The organism is Streptomyces sp. Z423-1, assembly GCF_013009255.1.
Taxonomy (GTDB): domain Bacteria; phylum Actinomycetota; class Actinomycetes; order Streptomycetales; family Streptomycetaceae; genus Streptomyces; species Streptomyces gossypiisoli.
This window is the reverse complement of the sequence record NZ_CP053109.1, coordinates 1,544,261-1,564,573: the sequence shown is the minus strand read 5'-3', so window position 1 is coordinate 1,564,573 and position 20,313 is coordinate 1,544,261. Positions and strand designations below refer to the sequence as shown.

20 protein-coding genes are annotated in these 20,313 nt (G+C 71.4%); 7 read left to right on the top strand and 13 right to left on the bottom strand.

From position 1 onward, the window contains the following. The first annotated feature begins 72 nt into the window (after positions 1–72). Positions 73–474: a helix-turn-helix domain-containing protein gene (locus HJD23_RS07315; protein WP_171116896.1), complete on the top strand. Its 402-nt coding sequence runs from the start codon at positions 73–75 to the stop codon at positions 472–474. A 15-nt stretch (positions 475–489) separates the two neighbouring features. Here the strand turns inward: HJD23_RS07315 and HJD23_RS07310 are convergent, their stop codons facing one another. The 4 genes from HJD23_RS07310 to HJD23_RS07295 all read right to left on the bottom strand — a co-directional run bounded on the left by HJD23_RS07310 (position 490) and on the right by HJD23_RS07295 (position 3,648). Then, a complete protein-coding gene (locus HJD23_RS07310) occupies positions 490–912 on the bottom strand; it encodes an acyl-CoA thioesterase (RefSeq protein WP_171116894.1) in 423 nt (140 codons plus the stop codon). Positions 913–964: 52 nt separating this feature from the next. Beyond that, positions 965–1,582, bottom strand: a complete 618-nt coding sequence (locus tag HJD23_RS07305; RefSeq protein ID WP_171116892.1) for a hypothetical protein — start codon at positions 1,580–1,582, stop codon at positions 965–967. Between the two features lie 233 nt (positions 1,583–1,815). Beyond that, positions 1,816–2,418 carry a histidine phosphatase family protein gene (locus tag HJD23_RS07300; protein WP_171116890.1) on the bottom strand — a complete coding sequence of 201 codons (603 nt, stop codon included), beginning with the start codon at positions 2,416–2,418 and terminating at the stop codon, positions 1,816–1,818. 21 nt (positions 2,419–2,439) lie between these two features. After that, positions 2,440–3,648 carry a pyridoxal phosphate-dependent aminotransferase gene (locus tag HJD23_RS07295; RefSeq protein WP_171116888.1) on the bottom strand — a complete coding sequence of 403 codons (1,209 nt, stop codon included), beginning with the start codon at positions 3,646–3,648 and terminating at the stop codon, positions 2,440–2,442. Positions 3,649–3,729: 81 nt separating this feature from the next. Between HJD23_RS07295 and HJD23_RS07290 the strand changes: the two genes are divergently transcribed. Next, entirely contained in the window at positions 3,730–4,356 is a 627-nt protein-coding gene (locus HJD23_RS07290) for a helix-turn-helix domain-containing protein (RefSeq protein WP_171116886.1), read from the top strand. 45 nt (positions 4,357–4,401) lie between these two features. Here HJD23_RS07290 and HJD23_RS07285 read toward each other — a convergent pair whose 3' ends face one another. From HJD23_RS07285 to HJD23_RS07275, 3 genes are all read right to left on the bottom strand, one after another. Beyond that, positions 4,402–5,181, bottom strand: coding sequence for a hypothetical protein (locus HJD23_RS07285; protein ID WP_171116884.1), 780 nt, complete (start codon positions 5,179–5,181; stop codon positions 4,402–4,404). Further along, positions 5,181–6,452, bottom strand: a complete 1,272-nt coding sequence (locus HJD23_RS07280) for a VWA domain-containing protein (protein ID WP_171116882.1) — start codon at positions 6,450–6,452, stop codon at positions 5,181–5,183. The genes HJD23_RS07285 and HJD23_RS07280 overlap by 1 nt, the downstream gene beginning before the upstream one ends. 68 nt (positions 6,453–6,520) lie before the next feature. Further along, on the bottom strand, positions 6,521–8,014 hold the full coding sequence (locus HJD23_RS07275) for an IucA/IucC family siderophore biosynthesis protein (protein WP_171116880.1): 1,494 nt from the start codon (positions 8,012–8,014) through the stop codon (positions 6,521–6,523). 93 nt (positions 8,015–8,107) lie between these two features. On the opposite strand from HJD23_RS07275, the gene HJD23_RS07270 reads away from it, so the two are divergent. Next, positions 8,108–9,634 carry an IucA/IucC family protein gene (locus HJD23_RS07270; RefSeq protein WP_171116878.1) on the top strand — a complete coding sequence of 509 codons (1,527 nt, stop codon included), beginning with the start codon at positions 8,108–8,110 and terminating at the stop codon, positions 9,632–9,634. 294 nt (positions 9,635–9,928) lie between these two features. On the opposite strand, the gene HJD23_RS07265 is transcribed toward HJD23_RS07270, so the two are convergent. The 5 genes from HJD23_RS07265 to HJD23_RS07245 form a co-directional block, all read right to left on the bottom strand. After that, entirely contained in the window at positions 9,929–10,102 is a 174-nt protein-coding gene (locus HJD23_RS07265) for a hypothetical protein (RefSeq protein ID WP_171116876.1), read from the bottom strand. Between the two features lie 170 nt (positions 10,103–10,272). After that, on the bottom strand, positions 10,273–10,914 hold the full coding sequence (locus tag HJD23_RS07260) for a TetR/AcrR family transcriptional regulator (RefSeq protein WP_171116874.1): 642 nt from the start codon (positions 10,912–10,914) through the stop codon (positions 10,273–10,275). Between the two features lie 62 nt (positions 10,915–10,976). Then, positions 10,977–13,187, bottom strand: a complete 2,211-nt coding sequence (locus tag HJD23_RS07255; protein WP_171116872.1) for a xanthine dehydrogenase family protein molybdopterin-binding subunit — start codon at positions 13,185–13,187, stop codon at positions 10,977–10,979. After that, a complete protein-coding gene (locus HJD23_RS07250) occupies positions 13,184–14,173 on the bottom strand; it encodes a xanthine dehydrogenase family protein subunit M (protein WP_171116870.1) in 990 nt (329 codons plus the stop codon). The genes HJD23_RS07255 and HJD23_RS07250 overlap by 4 nt, the downstream gene beginning before the upstream one ends. A 3-nt stretch (positions 14,174–14,176) precedes the next feature. Next, on the bottom strand, positions 14,177–14,653 hold the full coding sequence (locus tag HJD23_RS07245; RefSeq protein WP_171116868.1) for a (2Fe-2S)-binding protein: 477 nt from the start codon (positions 14,651–14,653) through the stop codon (positions 14,177–14,179). Positions 14,654–14,800: 147 nt separating this feature from the next. Between HJD23_RS07245 and HJD23_RS07240 the strand changes: the two genes are divergently transcribed. Beyond that, the gene (locus HJD23_RS07240) at positions 14,801–15,277 is read left to right on the top strand and encodes a MarR family winged helix-turn-helix transcriptional regulator (RefSeq protein ID WP_232107568.1); all 477 of its coding nucleotides are present in this window, start codon (positions 14,801–14,803) and stop codon (positions 15,275–15,277) included. Positions 15,278–15,296: 19 nt separating this feature from the next. Here HJD23_RS07240 and HJD23_RS07235 read toward each other — a convergent pair whose 3' ends face one another. Further along, positions 15,297–15,770: a MarR family winged helix-turn-helix transcriptional regulator gene (locus HJD23_RS07235; protein ID WP_240980656.1), complete on the bottom strand. Its 474-nt coding sequence runs from the start codon at positions 15,768–15,770 to the stop codon at positions 15,297–15,299. Positions 15,771–15,960: 190 nt separating this feature from the next. On the opposite strand from HJD23_RS07235, the gene HJD23_RS07230 reads away from it, so the two are divergent. Genes HJD23_RS07230 through HJD23_RS07220 form a run of 3 tightly spaced genes read left to right on the top strand, consistent with a single transcriptional unit; the run spans position 15,961 to position 20,250 of the window. Beyond that, entirely contained in the window at positions 15,961–16,692 is a 732-nt protein-coding gene (locus HJD23_RS07230; protein ID WP_171116866.1) for an alpha/beta fold hydrolase, read from the top strand. A 16-nt stretch (positions 16,693–16,708) separates the two neighbouring features. Further along, positions 16,709–17,920, top strand: a complete 1,212-nt coding sequence (locus HJD23_RS07225) for an acyl-CoA dehydrogenase family protein (RefSeq protein WP_240980655.1) — start codon at positions 16,709–16,711, stop codon at positions 17,918–17,920. Between the two features lie 59 nt (positions 17,921–17,979). Beyond that, the gene (locus HJD23_RS07220) at positions 17,980–20,250 is read left to right on the top strand and encodes an LLM class flavin-dependent oxidoreductase (protein ID WP_171116862.1); all 2,271 of its coding nucleotides are present in this window, start codon (positions 17,980–17,982) and stop codon (positions 20,248–20,250) included. The last annotated feature ends 63 nt before the right edge of the window (positions 20,251–20,313 follow it).

The following is a 20,313-nucleotide window of genomic DNA, read 5'->3' as shown; positions in this document are numbered from 1 at the left end:
CTCCATAGGTGCACGACTTGTAACGGGGAACATCGTGGGTGACCATGGAGGTCGGCGTAAGGAGGCACTTCGATGTCCCGAGGGAACACCGGTGTTACCGTCCAGGTCGTGAACGCGCACGCGTGCCCGGTCCGGGAAGTTCTTGACAGGGTGGCCGGAAAATGGGCGGTCCAGATCCTGGTCGCCGCCGCGCACGGACCCATCCGCTTCACGGAGTTGGAGCGCAGCATCGAGGGGATCAGCCGCCGCATGCTGACCCTCACCCTGCGCAATCTGGAGCGGGACGGGCTCGTCGTGCGGACCGTGCATCCCACGGTGCCGCCGAAGGTGGAGTACGAACTCACCCCGGTAGCCCGTGAGTTGCACGAGACCCTGCAACGGTTGACGGACTGGGCCGAGCGCAACCGGGTGTACATCGCCGAGGCGCGGGCGGCGTACGACGAGGAGCACCAGGCGGAACTGGCCGGCGCGTAGGGCGGACTGGGTTCGCTACAGCCCGAACGGGCTCGGGTCGGTCGCCAGCTTCTTGAAGTACGCCTGCGGATCGGCGAGCAGCCTGCGCTCCTTCAGGTCCAGCAACCCGCCGACACCGACCAGCTCGGCCGCGACCGTGCCGTCGGCCTTGCGGATCGTCTGCCGGATCTTGAACGTCTTGCCCTCGCCCCACTCGAAGGCGCACGTGACGTCGACCTCGTCGCCCGCCAGCAGTTCCCGCAGGTAGCGGATGTTCGTCTCCAGGGCCACGGGTCCCACGCCCGTGGCCACCAGGCCGGCCTGCGTGATCCCCGCCGCCTGGAGCAGCGACCAGCGCGCGTGCTCGGCGTAGTTGAGATAGACCGCCTGGTTGAGGTGGCCCTGCACATCGGTCTCGTACCCGCGGACCGTCACCCGGACGGAGAACGGTTCGGTCATCGCTTCCCCCTGTCGTGGTCGGCGCAGTGCGCCATCGATCTTGGCATGCTCATCATGCCCTCCGCGGAGACGCCAGCAGATACCGCCTCCGCGTCCGCGGCTCGGTGTGCTCGCCGACTTGCCAGCCCGCCCGCTCCAGCGTGGCCGCGCAGGCCCGCAGCGCCCCGGCGTCCGGTTCGTACACGGCGACGGCCTCCGGCTGCGGGGTCGCCCGCACCCGGTAGCCCGCGGAGTCCTGACCTGCCGGGCGGTGCCCGGCGGCCTCCAGCGCCAGCGCGGCGGCCTGCACCAGATGCGTCCGCTCCCAGCCGCACGGCCGGTCCGTGACACCGTCGGGATTCGTCATCCGGCGCAGCTCCAGCAGGCCCTGCCAGGCGCTGTGCACCTCACGGACGCGGGACGGACCGGCGTCCGGCGCGGCCTCCTCGCCGCCGACGCGCGCGGCGAACACCCCGGGGTTCGCGACAGGCTCCGGCGCGGGCGCCTCCGCTTCCCGTATGCGATGCCCGGCGGGTGTCAGAAAGTGATCGTGCGGCGGCCGCGGATGCCGGAACGCCAGCCCGCGCTTCACCAGCCCCGCGAGCTGCGCATCCGTCCCCCTGAGCCGCCCGGTCACCGGATCGGCGGCGTCGATGACACGCCGCTGGGCGGCGGTCGGCGGTCGTGTCACGGCGTACTCCCTCCAGGCGCTGGGCAGTGTCCCCACCGCTTCGAAGGTTAGGGCCTGTCGTTTGGATCATGTCGGCGTCGCGGGGCCTGGCACGCGCATCTGCCGCGTTGTCGTCGGTTGCCGACGCTCCGCGTCGCCGCCCTCCTCCGCCTTGCAGCTGCACGCACCAGACCCCGCTCGGGTCGGCCGAAGGGTGCCGTCTCTCTCAGCCGACCTGATCCAAACGACAGGCCCTACGACCCGGGTCTGACATTCCACCCCGCGATCACCGGCCGCCCATGCTCCGTGCCCAGCCTGCACACCGCTCCCGTCGCCAGCTGGAACAGGGCGCCGTCCCCCGGTGGCAGCCCGAGCCGTCGGGCGGTCAGCACCCGCAGGAAGTGCCCGTGCGACACCAGCACCACCACGCCCTCGGTGTTGGCGAGGGCGGCGTCCACCTTGCCGAGCATCCGGTCGGCCCGCGCCCCGACCTGCTCCACGCTCTCCCCGGGATGCTCCGGCGGCCCGGGGACCACCCCGTCCGTGAACAGGAACCAGCCGGGCCGCTCCCGCTGGATCTCGACGGTGGTGATCCCCTCGTAGCCCCCGTAGTCCCACTCCCGCAGATCCGCGTCCACCCGCACCGCGCCGTGCAGTCCGATGAGCTCGGCCGTCTCCCGCGCCCGCTGCAACGGACTGACGAAGCAGGCCCCGATCCGGTGCGACCGGATCAGCGGCACCAGCCCGCGCGCCTCCTCGCGGCCGTGCTCGGTCAGCGGGACGTCCGTCAGTCCGGTGTGCCGCCCGGACCGCGACCATTCGGTCTCTCCGTGCCGCACCAGCAAAAGATCACCCATGCGGCACACGGTATGTGGCCGCTACTGCCGGTACCCGCTGAGGAACCGCCCGATCCGCCCGATCGCCGCCTCCAGATCATCCGCGTGCGGCAACGTCAGGATCCGGAAGTGGTCCGGCGTCGGCCAGTTGAAGCCCGTGCCCTGCACCACCTGGATCTTCTCCCGCAGCAGCAGGTCCAGGACGAACTTTTCGTCGTCGTGGATCCTGTGCACCTTGGGATCGAGCCGCGGGAACGCGTACAGCGCGCCCTTCGGCTTCACGCACGACACGCCGGGGATCTCGTTGAGCTTCTCCCACGCCACATCGCGCTGTTCGTGCAGCCTGCCGCCCGGCGCGGTCAGCTCGTGGATGGACTGCCGGCCGCCGAGCGCCGCCTGAATGGCGTACTGCGCGGGCGCGTTGGAGCACAGCCGCATGGAGGCCAGCATGGTCAGGCCCTCCAGATAGTCCTTCGCGTGCTGCTTCGGGCCCGTCACCACCAGCCAGCCGGAACGGAAGCCCGCCACCCGGTACGTCTTCGACAGGCCGCAGAAGGTCAGGACCACCAGGTCGGGCGCGAGCGCCGCCGTCGAGTGGTGCACGGCGTCGTCGTACAGGATCTGGTCGTAGATCTCGTCGGCGAACACCATCAGGCCGTGGCGGCGGGCCAGGTCGAGGATGCCCTCGATGATCTCCTTCGGGTAGACCGCGCCGGTGGGGTTGTTCGGGTTGATGATCACGACCGCCTTGGTGCGGTCCGTGATCTTCGACGCCATGTCGTCCAGGTCGGGATACCAGTCGGCCTGCTCGTCGCACAGGTAGTGCACCGCCTTGCCGCCCGCGAGCGTGGTCACCGCCGTCCACAGCGGGAAGTCGGGGGCGGGGATGAGGACCTCGTCGCCGTCCTCCAGCAGCGCCTGTACGGCCATGGAGACCAGCTCGGAGACGCCGTTGCCGAGGAACACGTCGTCGACGCCGACCTCCAGGCCGAGCGTCTGATAGCGCTGGGCCACCGCGCGGCGGGCGGAGAGGATGCCGCGCGAGTCGGTGTAGCCGTGCGCCTGCGGCAGCATCCGGATCATGTCCTGGAGGATCTCCTCCGGCGCCTCGAAGCCGAAGAGGGCGGGGTTGCCGGTGTTGAGGCGCAGCACGCTGTGGCCCGCCTCCTCCAGCGCGTTGGCGTGCTCTATCACCGGGCCGCGGATCTCGTAACAGACCTCGCTCAGCTTGCTCGACTGCCGGAACTCCATGCGCCCCTCCGGTAACTGGTGTTGCTTGGTTTTACCAAGTTCGAGCTTGGAAAGTCCAACGACATGTCTAGACTGCGTCGCATGTCACCTCGTCGAAGCTACGACCAGTACTGCTCCACCGCCCGCGCGCTCGATGTCGTCGGCGACCGCTGGACCCTGCTGATCGTCCGCGAACTCCTCGCCGGCGCGCGCCGTTACACGGACCTGCACGCGGACCTGCCGGGCGTCAGCACGGACGTACTGGCGTCCCGGCTGAAGGACATGGAGCGCGACGGGCTGACGACCAGGCGCCGGCTGCCGCCGCCCGGTGCGGCGTACGTCTACGAACTCACCCCGCGCGGCCGGGAGTTGCTGCCGGTGCTGCAGGCGCTCGGCGCCTGGGGGCAGGCCGAGCTCGGCGAGCGACGGGCCACGGACGCGGTCCGCGCCCACTGGTTCGCGCTGCCCTTGCTGCGGGCGCTGGAGGGGGAGGGGCTCGTCGAAGTGCGCCTGGAGGAAGGCGACTTCCACCTGTACGCCGGTGCGGAGGAGGGGCCCGTGTACGGCGACGGGCCCGCGCCGGGCGAACCCGACGCCGTGCTGGTTCTCGACACCGCCACGTGTGCGGCGGTCGGCCGTGGCGAGGTGAGCGTGATCGACGCGGTACGGGACGGGCGCATCACGGTGACCGGTGACGGCACGGTGGCCAAGGCGTTGCGGGAGGCGTAACGGAACGGCAGAAGGCCCGCACTGGGCGGGCCTTCTGATACGGCATCAAGGTCGGCTCGGTCGCCCCGACCCCCGCGTCAGCGCATACCCCCCGACCCCGCCCAGCGCCGCCAGCGCGCCGCCCACCGCGGTCCACACCCACCGGTCGGACCACCAGCCGGAGGTCCAGCCGTCCTCGGGTTCGATGCTCGACAGGACGGCGGAATCCTCCTGTTCCTTCTCGGACTTGACGGCCACGCCCGGCACCAGCGGCTCGGCCAGCGCCCCGTCCACCGCCGCCGCGCCGCCGATCTCCTTGGCCTCCACCCGCACCTCGGCGCTCACCGGCAGCCCCAGGTCGGACGTCGGCAGGCCCACCGCGGTGAGGCGGATGTAGTACGTGCCCGGCAGCGGGTCGTTGGCCCACGGCTCCGACCAGGCACGGACCGTGCGCAGCGTGCAGGCCAGCTCCACGGAGGCCGCGCCCTGGGCGGCGGTCCGCGTCTGGGATCCGTACTGGCAGGCCTGGCGGCGCCGCAGACCGTCGTACACGTCGATCTGCCAGGTCTGGGCGGCGTGTGCGTCCGGCAGTTTCACCCTCGCCTTGACGGTGGGACGCTGACCGGCGTCCGCGGGGAACGACCAGTACAGGTAGTCACCGGCGGAGCCGTCCGCCGTGGCCGTCTGCCCCTGGTCGAACTCGGCCGCCGTACGGAACGACGTGCCCGCCTCGGTCGGGGCCGCGCTGTCCTCCGACGGGCTCGGCGACGGGGAGTCGGCCACAGCCGGGGAAACGGCCCAGCCCAGCGCCAGCAGCGCCACGCCCAAAGCCCTCACGATACGCATCAGTTGGTCCTCCAGACCGCGACCCGCCAGCGTGACAGCCAGCCCCACAGCAGACCGGCGACAAAGCCGGTCAGGACGAGCGCGCCGAGCAGCCACCAGCCGCGCCCGAGGCCGAAGGCGGCCACATCGCTCGACGGCGAGGGCCCGTCGACGACGTCGATCGTCAGCTCCAGCGGCAGCCCGGGCGTGCTCTTCACGCCGGAGGCCGCCGAGAAGGAGTGGGTGACCTGGAGACACACGGTCTCGGCCGCGGGCTTGTCGGCGTCCACATCGTCGCGCTCGGCCTTCGGGTGGCGCAGCCCCGTGGAGATGACATCCGTACGGCCGTTGCCCGCCGCCTCGCCCCGTACGATCTCGCGGCCCTTCACCGTGACCGCCCGCAGCAGCACGCCGTAGGCCGGATTGACGTCCCGGTCCGCCGACACGCTCACGGAGGCGCGCAGTTCCTGGCCGGGCAGCACGTCCACCCGGTACCAGCGCTGCTGCCCGAACTCCTCGCGGTCGGTGTACAGCCCGGACTTCAGCGTCGGCGCCTGCGCGCACCGCTCCGCGCCCTCGGTGGCCACCGGCGTCACCACCGGATCGGCCGCCCGTTCCACCAACTGGTTGACGCGGTCGGTGAGTTCGTCGGTGTGCTGCACCGAGGTGTACGTGCCGCCGGTCGCCTCGGCGATACAGCTGAGCTGCTGCCGCATCTTGGTGTTGGGTACCAGGCCGAGCGTGTCGATGGTGAGACCGATGCCCTTGGCGGCGATCTCGCGGGCCACCTCGCACGGGTCGAGCGGGGCGCAGGTGTCCTCGCCGTCGCTGATCAGCACGATCCGCTTGGAGCCGGTGCCGCCGTCGAGGTCGTCGGCGGCCTTGAGCAGCGCCGGGCCGATCGGGGTCCAGCCGGTCGGCGCCAGCGTGGCGACCGCCGCCTTGGCCTCGGTGCGGTCCAGCGGGCCGACCGGGTAGAGCTGCGCGGTGTCCTCGCAGCCCGTCTTCCGGTCGTCGCCGGGGTAGTTGGCGCCGAGGGTGCGGATGCCGAGCTGCACGTCCTCGGGCGTGGCGTCCAGCACCTCGTTGAACGCCTGCTTCGCCGCCGCCATCCGCGACTGGCCGTCGATGTCCCGCGCCCGCATCGAACCGCTGACGTCCAGTACGAGATTGACCTTGGGCGCGGCAGCCGTGGTCTCGTCGGCGAGCGCCGTCGACGGGAGGGCGATCCCGGCCGCCAGCGCGGCGAACAGGGCACATGCCCCTGCCGCCAGCCGTTGTCTTGTGATCATCGGCGGATCTTATTGATCAGAGGTGCCGGGGTCCAATACGGAAGATCGTCCAGCTCGCAAACAGCCGGTCACAGCAGCGGATTGGGCAGCTCCGTCCACAGATCGCCGACCGTCCCCGGCGACAGCCGCATCAGCGTCAGCGCCTTCGTGGGCAGCGGCTCTTCGCACAGCGCGGCGAGGTCGGGAGTGCGCGGCAGGTCTCGTACGGCCGTCTCCAGCGCCGTCCGCAGGGCCGCCCGCGACCCGGCGGTCCCCGCCAGCGCGCCCGCCACCAGCGACCCGAACAGCTTGCGCCGCAGCGTCGGCACGTCGTCCGTGAGGATCCGGGCGGGCAGCTCCGGGACCGGGATGCCGTGCCGGGCCAGCCGGGCCGGGCTGACCCGGATGTCGGCCAGGTCGCGGTAGACCAGCCGTACCGGGGCGCCGGTCGCGGACAGCACGACGAGGAGGTTCTGGCCGTGTGCCTCCAGCGCCACGCCCAGCTCCAGCAGCCGCAGTCCGACGGCAAGAGCGAGCCGGGCGAACTCGCCCAACCACTCCGCGGAACCGGGCAGTTCGGTGGTCGCCAGCGCGGCCACCGGCAGCACCCGCTCACCGGGACCCCCGTACTCCTGCGGCGACTCCCGCAGCACGGCCGCCAGGTCCGGCGACCCGTCCGTGACCGCGCCGAGGGTGCGTGTGACGTGCAGCAGGCCGTCGGTGCGCGCCGCCGGCTCCACCGCGAACGCCGACAGGGCCATGGACGCGGCGACCGACGGCACCGAGATGTCCCGCACGGACGACGTCAGACGTGCGCTGAGCGCCGTTTTGACGTGTACTCCGCCGTCCAGGGCGAGGGTGCGCAGGGACATCAGCGGGTGCCCGGTGAGCCGCTCCTCGCACGGCCGTTTCAGCACGTGCGCGGCCTGCCACGGATGCACCGGGATCAGCACCCGCCGCCCGTCCCGCAGCTGTTCCGGCCACGCACCCGTCACCAGGCACGTCTCCGCCGGGACCGGCACCAGCCCGAGCCCCACCAGCGGGCGGTGCTCGGGCGCGTGGGCGAGCTGCTCGGCGACCGAGAAACCGGGCCGCGAGCGGCAGTTGGGGTGGTACGGATGCCCGTCCACCACCCGCTGCTCCCACTCCCAGTCGCTTTCCGGCCACTCTTCCGGGTGAGGCGGCTGTCCGGCCCTTGAGAGGGCGAGTGAGGCGACACTGTGGTCGAGTTCGGCGGCGAGGTCCGCGCCGTGCGGTACGGCGAGGTCCGTCATCAGCCGTGCCGGACGGTCCTGCGGCACGTCGTCGAGCCGTACGGCGGTGACGTAGGCGGCGGTCGCGTACGGGTCCGGCGCGGGCCCGTGCAGCCGGCGGCCGTCACGCAGGCGCAGGGTGACGCCGTCCCCGCCGGCGTCGCGGCTTTCGACCCAGGGGAGCGGCTCATGGGTGAGCGCACGCCACAGGCGCGTCAGTACGGCCGCCCGGGCGGCGGGCAGTTCGGCCGCGTACCGCGCGGCGAGGTCCGGGCGGACGACGGACAGTTCGTCGGCGACCTCGGCCTCGGCGGTGAGGGGACGGGGCACGGGCGGGCTCCTCGGGGCGAGTCGGGGCGGGACGGGCGCGACCGGCGGTCACGGCGGGGCGTGACGACAGCGATACTGATCGTCTCCGCACCAATGAACCGTAGGGAACGAGTGGAACGCGTGGACCTCAGCCCCCCAGCCGTCGACGCGGCAGTCCGTGCCGACGTCGCCGATCTGGCCGACGCGTACGCGGCCGCCCCGCTGCTCAACTGTCTGCTGCGCGAGGTGGCGCACCCGCTGCCCGGCCGGGAGGGGGTCTACCGGCTGCCCGGCGGTGACCGGCTGCTGCGGGTGCGCGGCGGCCGGCGGCCCACCGCACCCGAGGTCTCCACACCGCACGGCTGGCACCGCCTGGACCACACCGAACTCGTCAAGCTCGTCACCGAGGAACTGCGCCGCCACACCGGCCTGTCCAACCACGAACTGCCCGCCGAGATGCTCGACAGCCGGGAGGCCGTCGCCGCGCTCCTCGACGCACGCGCGCGTGCCACCCCGCCCGACGACCCCTATCTGCGCTCCGAGCAGTCCCTGATCACCGGCCACCCCCACCACCCCGCACCCAAGGCGCGCGGCGGCGGCCCGGTCGCCGGCTGGCTGCCCTACGCCCCCGAGGCGCACGCCCGCTTCCCCCTCGTGCTGCTCGGGGTGCGCGAGGACACCGTCGTGGAGGAGGGCGACACCTCGGCGCTCGACACCTTCGGCCAGCCCCCGCCCGGCTACCGGCTGCTGCCCGCCCACCCCTGGCAGCTCGACCTGACCGCCCGCGACCTCGCCCCCGCCTTCGCCGACGGCCGGCTGATCCGGCTGGGCACCACCGCATCCCCGGTCTGGCCCACGGCCGCGATCCGTACGGTGTACGCCCCGGGGCGCGACCTCTTCCTCAAGTTCAGCCTCGATGTGCGCATCACCAACGACGTACGACGGCTGTGGCGGCACGACCTGCTCAAACTGCGCCGCACCGACGCCGCCGTGACCAGGGCCTTCGCGGGCGGTACGGCGGCCTGGCTGACCGACCGGGGCTATCGCACCGCCGACTTCGCCTTCGAGGAACTCGCCGTCCTGGTCCGCGACGGGGTACGCGGTCACGTCCAGCCCGGCGCGACCCCGTTCCTCGCCGCCGGGCTGGTGGAGGGCTTCGCGGGCAGCCCGCTGGACGGTCCGGTGGACCCGGCGTGCTGGTGGGAGACGTATCTGCGCCAGGTGGTGCCCCCGGTCCTCGCGGCCTTCGCCGACCACGGCGTCGTACTCGAAGCGCATCTGCAGAACTCGCTGGTCGCCTGTGACGCCGACGGGACACCGGTGCAGGCGCTGTTCCGGGACGCCGAGGGGGTGAAGCTGCTGCCGGACGTGTCGCGGGCGGCCGGGTGGGAGCGGCTGGTGTACTGCCTGGTCGTCAACCACCTGGCCGAGCTGGCCGGGGCCCTCGCCGAACGGCACGCCGGGCTGGACCCCTGGCCCGCCGTCCGCCGCGAACTGGCCCGGCACGACCTGCCCGAGATCGCCGCCCTGCTCACCGCGCCCACGCTCCCCGCCAAGACCAACCTGCTGCTGCGCTGGACGGGCGCCGACGGCGCCGACGCCCGCTACCGGCCGCTGCCCAATCCGCTGGCCGGCGGGTGACCGCCGATCATCCGTCCGGGCGCCTGACTTGCCCTGGCCGGTGAGCTGCACGACGTGGCGGCGGACGGCGTCGGCGAAAGATGTGTCCACGACGACGGGCAAGAGCGCACCGGTGCTCTCGGTCAGCGCGTTCAGGGCCAGACTGCCCTGGGCAGCCGTCCACTCTTGCCGCCGCGCGCGACAGGGAAGGGGGCGGTGTCCATCGCGCACTCCCCATCGTCGCGTGTGGACACCGCCCCACGGCCGCCGCCCGCGCCGCTCTGCGGGTGCGGCCCGCTTTCTCAGGCCTGCGTGTCAGTCACTCCCCGTCAGCTCGGCTGCCCGTATGCGGCGGTGTCTGCCGCTGCCGGGCAGTCCCAGGAGGACGGGGTGCTCGGGGGCGCGTCGGCCGCGGTGGCGGCCGCCTCCGGGGGCATCCGTCGTGGGGTGCAGCTGCTGGATGGCCAGGAAAATGGTGGTCTTGAGCATGGGAACTCCGGGAACACTGTTCGGCCGATGCGGCCGGTGCCATACCGGTAGCCGTGCTTGCGGCGTCCGCTCAGCCGGCTCCGTTGCGTTGCATTGAACGTAACATATGATTGAAGCCGTTCAATGATTTCGCGGGTGTGACGGTTGCCTCGTTCCGAGCGCCCCGGGCCTCAGCCGGCCGTCGTCTGCGGGGCGCGACGGTAGACGCCGTACCAGTAACCGTTCGCCAGTTCGCGGGCGACGGCCGCATCGTCGCTGCCGTCGCCGTCGGCCACCTGCTGAGCGATGACCTGGCCGCCTCCCCGGACGATGATTCTGGCGGTCAGTTCGGGGTCGATGTCCGCGGGCGTCCGGCCGGCCCGCTGTTCCTCATTCAGCACGGCCACGACGTGGTCGACGAAGCGGTCCTGGTCGGCGGTCCAGGCCTCCCGGACCGCCGGGTCGTACGCGGCCACCTCGTTGATCGCCGACAGCAGCGCCGCGTGCTCGCGGTAGTGGCGCAGGATCAGCTCGTAGGTGCGGGCCAGGCCGTCGAGCCCGCCGCCCGGACGGCAGGGCCACCAGGAAGCGGCGATGGCATGGCTCTCCGTCTTGAGCGAGCCGCTCAGCCGGAGCAGCAGGTCGACCTTGTCGCGGAAGTACAGATAGAACGTGGAGCGCGAGATTCCGGCGGCGCCCGCGATCTGCTCGACGCTGAGCTCGGTGTAGGTGACACCGTCGCGCAGCAGCTCATCGATCACGGACAGGATCCGCTTCTCGAGAGCGGACCTCCGGTCGGCCGCGCTGGAGCGTCGTCGAGTGGTGGAAGCCATGGGCTCATCCTAGGTAACCGGCCTGGTGGGGCCGAGTGCCCGGCGCGGGCCCATGGCGTCCGTCAGAGCATGAGCTGGTCGATGGTGATCGGCAGGGAGCGGATGCGGCGCCCCGTGGCGTGGTGGACGGCGTTCGCGACGGCCGCCGCCACACCGACCAGCCCGATCTCCCCGACTCCCTTCGTCCCGACGGGGGTTGCCCGGTCCGGGCCGCCGACGAAGATCACCTCCATGTCGGGGACGTCGGCGTTGACCGGCACCAGGTAGTCCCCGAAGGTGGCGTTGGCGATGCGTCCGGTCCCGGCGTCGGTGGCGGTCTCCTCGAACATCGCCTGGCCGATGCCGCCCACCGTGCCGCCGACGATCTGGCTGGTGGCGGTCTTCTCGTTGAGGATGCGCCCGCCGTCGATCGCCGACACCACGCGGGCCACCCGCAGCAGCCCCAGGTCGGGATCGACACGGACCTCGACGAACTTCGCCCCGAAGGCACCGGCCGTGGCCATCCCCGCCTCGTCGGGCTGGGGCGGTGTGCTGCGGCCGTCGGCGCTCAGCTCCTCCAGGCCGTGACGGGTCAGGATGTCCGTGTACGACTCACCCCGGTCCGGGTCCCCGATGCGGTGCATCCGCCCTTGGGAGACGGAGACGTCGTCGAGCGCCGCTCCCCGCAGCGGTGAGTCCGGGTCGTCCCTCACCACGTCGAGGAACTCCTGCACGAGGCGGCGGCAGGCGGCGTGGACGGCGTTGGCCAGGGCACTGGTCAGACCGGAACCTCCTGCCTGCGGGGCGTAGGGCATGTCCGAGTCGCCGAGGTCGAAGTGGACTCGGGAGACGTCCAGGCCCAGCAGTTCGGCCGACAGCTGCGTGATGATCGTGTACGTGCCCGTGCCGATGTCGGTGGCGGCGCTGCGCACATCGGCCGACCCGTCGCGGTGGAGGGACGCACGGGCCTGGCACGGCACCTGGTAGTGCGGGTAGGACACCCCGGCCAGTCCGTAGCCGATCAGCCAGCGGCCGTCGCGCATCGACCCCGGCCGAGGATCGCGGCGCGACCAGCCGAACCGCTCGGCGCCCTGCAGATAGCACTCCCGCAGTGCCTTGCTGGACCAGGGCAGCCCGAGCAGCGGGTGCTCCTCCGCGTAGTTCCGCAGGCGCAGTTCGAGCGGATCGATGCCGAGTTCATGGGCCAGCTCGTCGATCGCGGACTCCAGGGCGAAGTTGCCCTGCCCCTCGGCGGGCGCCCGCATGGAGCCGGGGCACGGGATGTTCAGCCGCACCTGGCGGTCCCGCGTCCGGACGTTCGGGCAGGCGTAGGAGACGGCCGAGCAGGCCGACACGGGCTCGTAGTCGTCGTCCTCCATGGCCACGGGGGAGACGCCCTCGTGCTCGATGGCGGTCAGCTCTCCGGTACGGGTCGCCCCGATCCTGATCTGCTGGACGCTGTACGGCCGATGACCGACGGCGGTGAACATCTCCGGCCGGGTGAGCACGAGCTTGACCGGCTTGCCCACCTCGCGGGCGGCGAGCACGGTGAGGATCACATGGGGCCACACGCGCAGCCCGGCACCGAAGCCGCCGCCGACGTAGGGGGCGAGGACCCGGATGTTGCTCTCGGGGACCTTGAAGACCGCGGCCAGCGTGGTGCGGACGTTGTGGGGCCACTGGGTGGAGTCGTGGACGGTGAGCGAGTCGCCGTTCCAGGCGGCGACCGTGGACATCAGGCCGAGCGGGTTGTTGGTGTTGTCCGGAGTGGTGTAGCTGCCGCCGACGACCACGTCCGCGGCGGCGAACCCGGCGTCGATGTCGCCCCGGTCGGAGTCCAGCCCCCAGGGGTTGGTGACCACCGCGGCCCGCGGGTCGTGGAGGTCGAGGAGCGGCTCGGCGGGCTCGTAGTCGACGCGCACCAGCGCCGCGGCGTGCCGGGCCTGTTCCGGGGTGGCGGCCACCACGACGGCGAGGTGCTGCCCGTAGTGGAGGATCCGGTCACCCTGGAGCGGGGCGGGCGGGGACGGGCCCAGCAGTGTCATCGGCCCGCGCTCCAGCTGCGGCGCGGTCAGATGGGTGATGACGGCCAGTACGCCGGGCGCGGTCTCCGCCGCGGAGGTGTCGATGGCACGGACGCGCCCCGCGGCGATGGTGCTGTGCACCAGGCAGGCGTGCACCATGCCGGGGAGGCCGAAGTCGTTGGGGTAGGGCGCCCTGCCCGTGGTCTTCATGGGCGCGTCTACGCGGTCCAGGCCGGGACCGACGGCCCGGGCGGCTTCGAGCGTGGTCATTGCTCGGCTCCTGACACGGTTTCGAGGGTGCGGATGAGCGTGCGCTGGGCCAGCTCGATCTTGAACGCGGTGCCGGGCAGCGGACGGGCTCCCACGAGGGCGGCCCGGGCGGCGGCCAGAAACGTCTCCGCGTTCGCGGGCGCGTCCCGCAGTACGTCCTCGGCGTCCCAGGCCCGCCAGGGCACGGTGCCCACTCCGCCGAGCCCCACCCGCGCCTCCCGGATGACGCCGTCCTCCTGCACCAGCGCCACACCGGCCGAGACCAGCGCGAACTCGTACGACACCCGGTCGCGGACCTTGATGTAGTGCGAACGCGCCTGACGCGGCAGCAGCGGGATCTCGACCGCGGTGATCAACTCGCCGTGCTGGAGCACGTTCTCGATGTGCGGGGTGTCACCCGGCGGGAGATAGAACCGCGTCAGCGGCACGGCACGGGGACCGTTCACGCCCTGGAGGTGGACGACGGCGTCGAGGGCGGTCAGCGGCACGGCGACGTCCGAGGCGTGCAGCGCGATGCAGTGGTCGCTGGTGCCGAGGATGGCGTGCATGCGGTGCACCCCGGTGATGGCGGCACACCCGGATCCGGGGCTGCGCTTGTTGCAGGCGGGCACGGTCGGGTCCCGGAAGTAGCGGCACCGGGCGCGTTGCAGCAGATTGCCGCCGATGGTGGCCATGTTGCGCAGCTGCGTCGAGGCCCCGAGCAGCAGCGCTTCCCGTACGAACGGCAGCCGCTCCGCCACCAGCGGATCGGCGGCGAGCTCCTCCATGGTCGTCAGCGCCCCGACGTGCACCGCCGACTCGGTGTGCGTGATGCCGCCGAGCGGAAGCCCGGTGATGTCGACGAGCCGCTGCGGATGCAGCACGCCGTCCTTCATCAGGTCCAACTGCGTGGTGCCGCCCGCGAGATAGGACGTGCCGGGATCCTCGCTGACCACGGCCACGGCCTGGTCGGAATCGGCGGCCCGCAGATATTCGAAGGGATCCACGGGTCACACCCCCGCCACCACGTCGCGAATCGCGGCGCGGATGTTGGGATAGGCGCCGCAGCGGCAGATGTTGCCGCTCATGAACTCGCGAATGTCCTCGTCGGAGTTCGCGCGTCCTTCCGCGATGAGGCAGACCGCCGACATGATCTGCCCCGGGGTGCAGTAACCGCACTGGAACGCGTCATGCCGCGCGAACGCCGCCTGCACGCGGTGCAGTTCACCGTTCGTCGACAGCGCTTCGATGGTGGTGATCTCGCGCCCTTCGTACTGGGCGGCCAGCCCCAGGCACGCCACTACGCGCTTTCCGTCGACCATCACCGTGCAGGCTCCGCAGGCCCCCTGGTCGCAGCCCTTCTTCGAGCCGGTCAGTCCGAGGTGGTCGCGCAGCGCGTCGAGCAGGGTGACGCGGGCGTCGAGTCGGAGGTGGTGTTCGGTGCCGTTCACGGTGAGGGTGACGTCCACCTGCGGTACGTGGTCCATGGCAGCAACTCGCTTCCAGCCGACACTTGGGGTCGAGTTTATGGCCAGTGACTGACATATGCGATTTAAGTGGAATAGCGGATAAATGATCCATGCGGCTCAAGGGTTTCATCGTCGTGATGATTATCTCCTTGGTAGTGTGGGGGCATGAGCATGAATGAATCCGTGGCTGATGTGACCGGGAGTGATCCTCTGAACCGGCTCGGATTCCTGCTGGCCCGCAACGGCGCCATCGCGAACAGCCGCGTTCACCAGGCCTTCGAGGCCTGCGGGCTGGCGGCCCGCCAGGGTGCGGCGCTGATGCTGGTGGGCAGGACCGGATTCATGAGTCAGCAGGCCCTGGCGACGGCCCTTGAGGTGGACCCCAGTGTCATGGTCGGCATTCTGAACGACCTGGAGACGGCCCACCTCGTGGAGCGCCGTCGCGACCCCTCCGACCGCCGCCGCCACATCGTGGCCATCACGGAGGAGGGGCGCAGCCTGCTGGCCAAGGCCCAGGACGCCGTGGCCGAGGTCGAGCGGGGACTCTTCGCCGACCTCTCCCCGGAGGAGGTCGCGACGCTCCGCGATCTGCTGGCCCGCGTCCGCAGCACGCCCGGGGATCCGGCCTGCGCCGAGGAGTGATCGGCGACCCCTGAGGTTGCTACTCGGTGCAGGAAGGCTCGTCCGGAGGCGTCTCGATCCTGAGGAGCAGGCGGCGCAGCGTGGCGATCTCTTCCGGGGAGAGGCGGCCGAACAGTTCCTGCTCCACCTCGGTGACGGCCTGATGGGTCTTGGCCAGGAGGCAGTTGCCCTCATCGGTGATGGCGACGATGTGCCGGCGGCGGTCGGACCGGTCGCGCCTGCGCTCCACGAGCCCAGCTGATTCCAGCTCGTTGAGGATCCCGACCATGACGCTCGCGTCGACATCGAGCGCCGCGGCGAGTGCCTGCTGGCCCATGGATCCGGACTTGCCCAGCAGGATCAGCGTCGTGCCCTGCCGTGGGGTCAGCCGACAGCCTTCCAGGGCGTGGCGGATGCGGTTGTCCGCCACGGCGCCATGCCGGGCCAGGAGGAATCCGAGCCGGTCCAGCAGGTCGGTCTCTGCCTCATCGATCGGGCGCGTGTCCACAGTCACACGGTGATGCTAGCAAGCGGGTAATCATCGAGCCATATCCATCATTGACATCCAAGCACTATTTTCCTCGACGCTCGGAAAGCGATGGACATCACGTTGGACACCATGTCCAACGCAACTTACGCTCGATCCCGCCGGGCCCCCTGGAAGGTGTCCGGCGTGACCGACCGACCACCGAGAAGGACATCTCGTGACTGCAGATGGGGTCCCCCGTCCGACACTGCTCCTGGTGCACGGGGCCTGGCACGGCTCATGGTGCTGGAGCTCGCTGACAAAGGTTCTGGATGCCCGCGGGTGGCGGACCCGAACGGTCGACCTGCCCAGCGCGGGGCACGACGCCGGACTCCAGGACGACGCGCGGGCGGTGCTGGACGAACTGCGCCGCATCGACGGCCCGGCTGTGGTCGTCGCCCACTCCTACGGCGGCATCCCGGTCACGCAGGCCGTGGCGCAGGCCGGAAACGTCGCCCACGTCGTCTATGTGGCGGCCTATCAGCTCGACGCCGGTGAGAGTCTCCTCGGCTTCCACGGCGCGCCCGTACCGTCCGAGCCGCACGGCTTCCAGGCCGTACGGGACAACCCTGTCGCATTGTTCTACGGAGACGTTCCCGGCCCCGAGGCCGAGGCGGCGGCCGCGCGGCTGGTGCCGCAGAGCACCAGGTCCTTCAGCGACAGCCTCACCCAGGCGGGCTGGCGCGCCGTGCCCTCGACGTACGTCATCTGCGAACACGACCGGGCGCTGCCGCCCAGGCACCAGGAAGAACTGGCCGCCCGGTCCGGAGCGGTCCACCGGATCGCGAGCGGCCACTCGCCGTTCCTGTCGATGCCCGCGCAACTGGCCGCCCTCATCACGGAGATCGCGGATGCCCCCGACGACGGGGCGGACGGCTTCCGGCAACCCACCGCACAGCGCAATGAGTAGTCACAAGGAGTACGTCGTGAGCATCACCGATCGTGTGGGTGAGACGAGTGTGCCGTCCATCGAGAGGGCCAGGGAAGAACTCGTGAAACGGGCCGCCGGATTGCGGCCGTTGCTGCGGGAGTGCGCGGCGCGCGGGGATGCCGAGCGGGTCGTGCCGCAGGAGGTCGTCGACGCGCTGACGGAGGCCGGGGTGTTCCGGTTGCTGACGCCTCGGCGGTTCGGTGGCTATGAGACGGACCTGCGGACGCTCACGGAGGTGTCGGAGGCGCTGGGGGAGGCGGACGGCTCGGCGGCCTGGGTCGGGATGATCATCTCGGTGACGAACTGGCTGGCGTGTCTGTTCCCGGACCAGGCGCAGGAGGACGTGTTCGGCGCGGATCCGGATGCGCGGGTCACGGGGGTGGCGGCGCCGACGGGTTCCGGGGAGCGGGTGCCGGGCGGCTGGCGGGTGACGGGCCGCTGGTCGTACAACTCCGGTGCCCCGTACGCGACATGGGCGGCGGTCGGTGCGCTGCTGAAGGAAGCGGACGGCTCGGTGCGGGACCAGGCGCTGATGCTGATCCCGGCCTCCGAACTCGCCGTCGAGGACACCTGGCACATGGCGGGCATGCGGGGGACCGCCGGCAACACCCTGGTCGGCCGGGACGTGTTCGTTCCCGAGCACCGGGTGCTGTCGGTGCCGGCCGCGGCGGAGGGGGCGTACCCGCGCTCGGACCGGGACGAGGCGCTGTACGGTGCGGCGTTCGGGCCGATGCTGCTGCTGTGTCTGGCCGGGCCGCTGCTCGGGCTGGGCAAGGCGGCGCTGGACACCGTGGTGGAGGCCGCGGGAACGAAGCCGCTGGCGTTCACGGTGCACGGACGGCAGGCCGACTCGATCGGCGTCCAGACCCAGATCGCGCAGGCCGCGCTGCAGTTGGAGACTGCCCGGCTGCTCACCTACCAGGCGGTCGACGAGGTCGACCGCGGCGTGGTGGGACCGCTGGCCTACGCCACGCGCGCGCACATCCGGGCCCGGACCGGCTACGCGGCCCAGCAAGTGGTCGAGGCGATCAACACGCTGCTGAACGCGCACGGCTCGGCCGCGTTCGCCGACGACAGCCCGCTGCAGCGGATCTGGCGCGACGCCAACACCGCGGCCCGCCACGCAGGCCTTGTCCCCGCCGTCGGCCTGGAGGTCTACGGCAAGTCCCTCCTCGGCATCCACGACCGTGTCAGCCACATGGTCTGAGCCAACACCCGCACGCGCGCCGTGCGACGGCAGTCGCGAAGCATCCGAGGGAGTACCCCATGCCCGACCATGGCCATGAGCTGCTGTTCGGCACCTTCATCACCCCGACCGCACACGACCCGGCGCGGGCCGTGGCCCTGGCGGAGCTCACGGAGGCGGCCGGCCTCGACGTGGCGACCTTCCAGGACCACCCCTACAACTCCGGGTTTCTCGACACGTACACCCTGTTGACCTGGGTCGCGGCCAGAACCAGCCGCATCCGTGTCTCGGCGAACGTCACGAACCTGCCGTTGCGGCCACCGGCGATGCTCGGCCGGGTCACGGCGAGTCTCGACCTCCTGTCCGGAGGCCGGTTCGAACTGGGGCTCGGCGCGGGCGCCTTCCCCGACGCCGCCCACCGCATGGGCGGCCGGCGCATGACGCAGGGGCAGCGCATCGAGGCCCTCGACGAGGCGATCGACATCATCCGTGGCGTCTGGGACGACCGCGCACCCGGGCCACTTCGCCACGAGGGCGAGCACTACTCGGTTCCCGCGATGAAGCGTGGCCCGCGTCCCGCGCACGACATCGGCGTATGGCTGGGTGCGTACCAGCCGCGGATGCTGCGCCTCACGGGACGCAAGGCGGACGGTTGGCTGCCGACGCTCGAGTACCTCCGGTCTCCCGGGATGGCGGAAGCGAACAAGGTCATCGACGATGCCGCCCTCGCGGCGGGGCGGGACCCCGGCGACATCCGGCGCCTGCTCAACATCCTCACGGTGGGCTTCTCCTCCTCCCGGCGCGGCTTCCTCCAGGGGCCACCGCACCAGTGGGTGGAGCAGCTGCTCCCTCTTGTGCTGGACCACGGTTTCTCGGCGTTCTTCATCGGCCAGGACGACCCGCGCGTGATCCGCACCTTCGGTGAAGAGGTGGCCCCGGGTCTCCGTGAGGCGGTCGCCCGCGAGCGGGCAACGGCCGGCACGAGCAGCCCGCCGCAACGGTCGGCGATCGCGCTCAGCAAACGGCAGGACACGATCGACTACGACGCCATCCCCGAGCGACTCGCGAAGAAGGTCGTGGAGCCGGGCGACCCGGCCTACGACGCCGTACGCCACACCTACATCCGCACCGGCTCGCCCGCGCTGGTCATCCAGTGCGAGGACGCCGACGACGTGGTGGCGGCCCTCGCCTACGCACGCGGCCGACGCGTCGACATATCGGTGCGCAGCGGAGGCCACGGCATCAGCGGCCGGTCGACCAACGAGGGCGGCATCGTCATCGACCTGTCGAAGATGCACGCCGTCGAGGTGATCGACCGCGCCGCCCGGCGTATCCGGGTCGAGCCCGGAGCGCGCTGGGGACACGTCGCCCGTGCGCTCGCGCCGCACGGTCTCGCCATGAGTTCGGGGGACTACGGCGACGTCGGCGTCGGCGGACTGGCCACAGCGGGCGGACTCGGCTACCTGGCACGCAAGTACGGGCTCACCATCGACCACATCACGGCCGCCGAGATCGTCGTCGCCGACGGCCGCAGGCTGCGCGTCGACGCCGATCACCACCCCGGCCTGTTCTGGGCGATCCGTGGCGCGGGCGGCAACTTCGGCATCGTGACGGCCTTCGAGTTCGAGGCGTACGAGGTGAGCGACGTCGTCCACGCGACCATCACCGTGGACGCGACCGACACGGCGGACTTCCTCGTCGAGTGGGGTCAGCTCGTCGAAGCCGCCCCGCGTGCGGTGACCAGCTTCCTGTCGCTGTTCCCCGCCCGCCGGGGCGGACCGGTGACCGGGCAGATCACGCTCGTGTACGCAGGCGACGACGTCGAGGCCGCACAGCACGCCCTCACCCCCTTCCTGGGCGCCGGCCCCGTCCTCGGCCAACGGGCACAGCTCGTCCCGTACCACGCGATCGTCGCGCCGCCCGGCAACGAGCATCGCGGCCAGGGCATCGAGGACACGCGCAGCGGGCTGCTCGACCACCTGACGCGGCAGGCCGCCGAGGTCATCGAGACGATGATGAGATCGGGCGACATCCTGATCACGCAGTTCCGCTCCATGGGCGGCGCGGTGCACGACATCCCGGCCGACGCCATGGCCTGGTCGCACCGGACCCAGAACTTCTCCGTCCTCGCCGCGTCGGCTCCGAGCCATGTCGCCCGGATGAACGCCCACTGGGCCCGGCTGTATCCACACCTGAACGGCATGTACCTGAGCTTCGAGACGGACACCGACCCGGCCCGGCTGCTCGACGCCTTCCCCGAACCGGCCCTGACCCGGCTGAGCCGGCTCAAGGCGGAATGGGACCCGGACGACGTCTTCAACCGCAACTTCGACATCCCCCCGGCCAGGTAGCCGGTCGGGCGGAACGCCGAGCTCGTGCTCACTGTCCGTGAAGGTCTGTGTGAATCCCGGGGC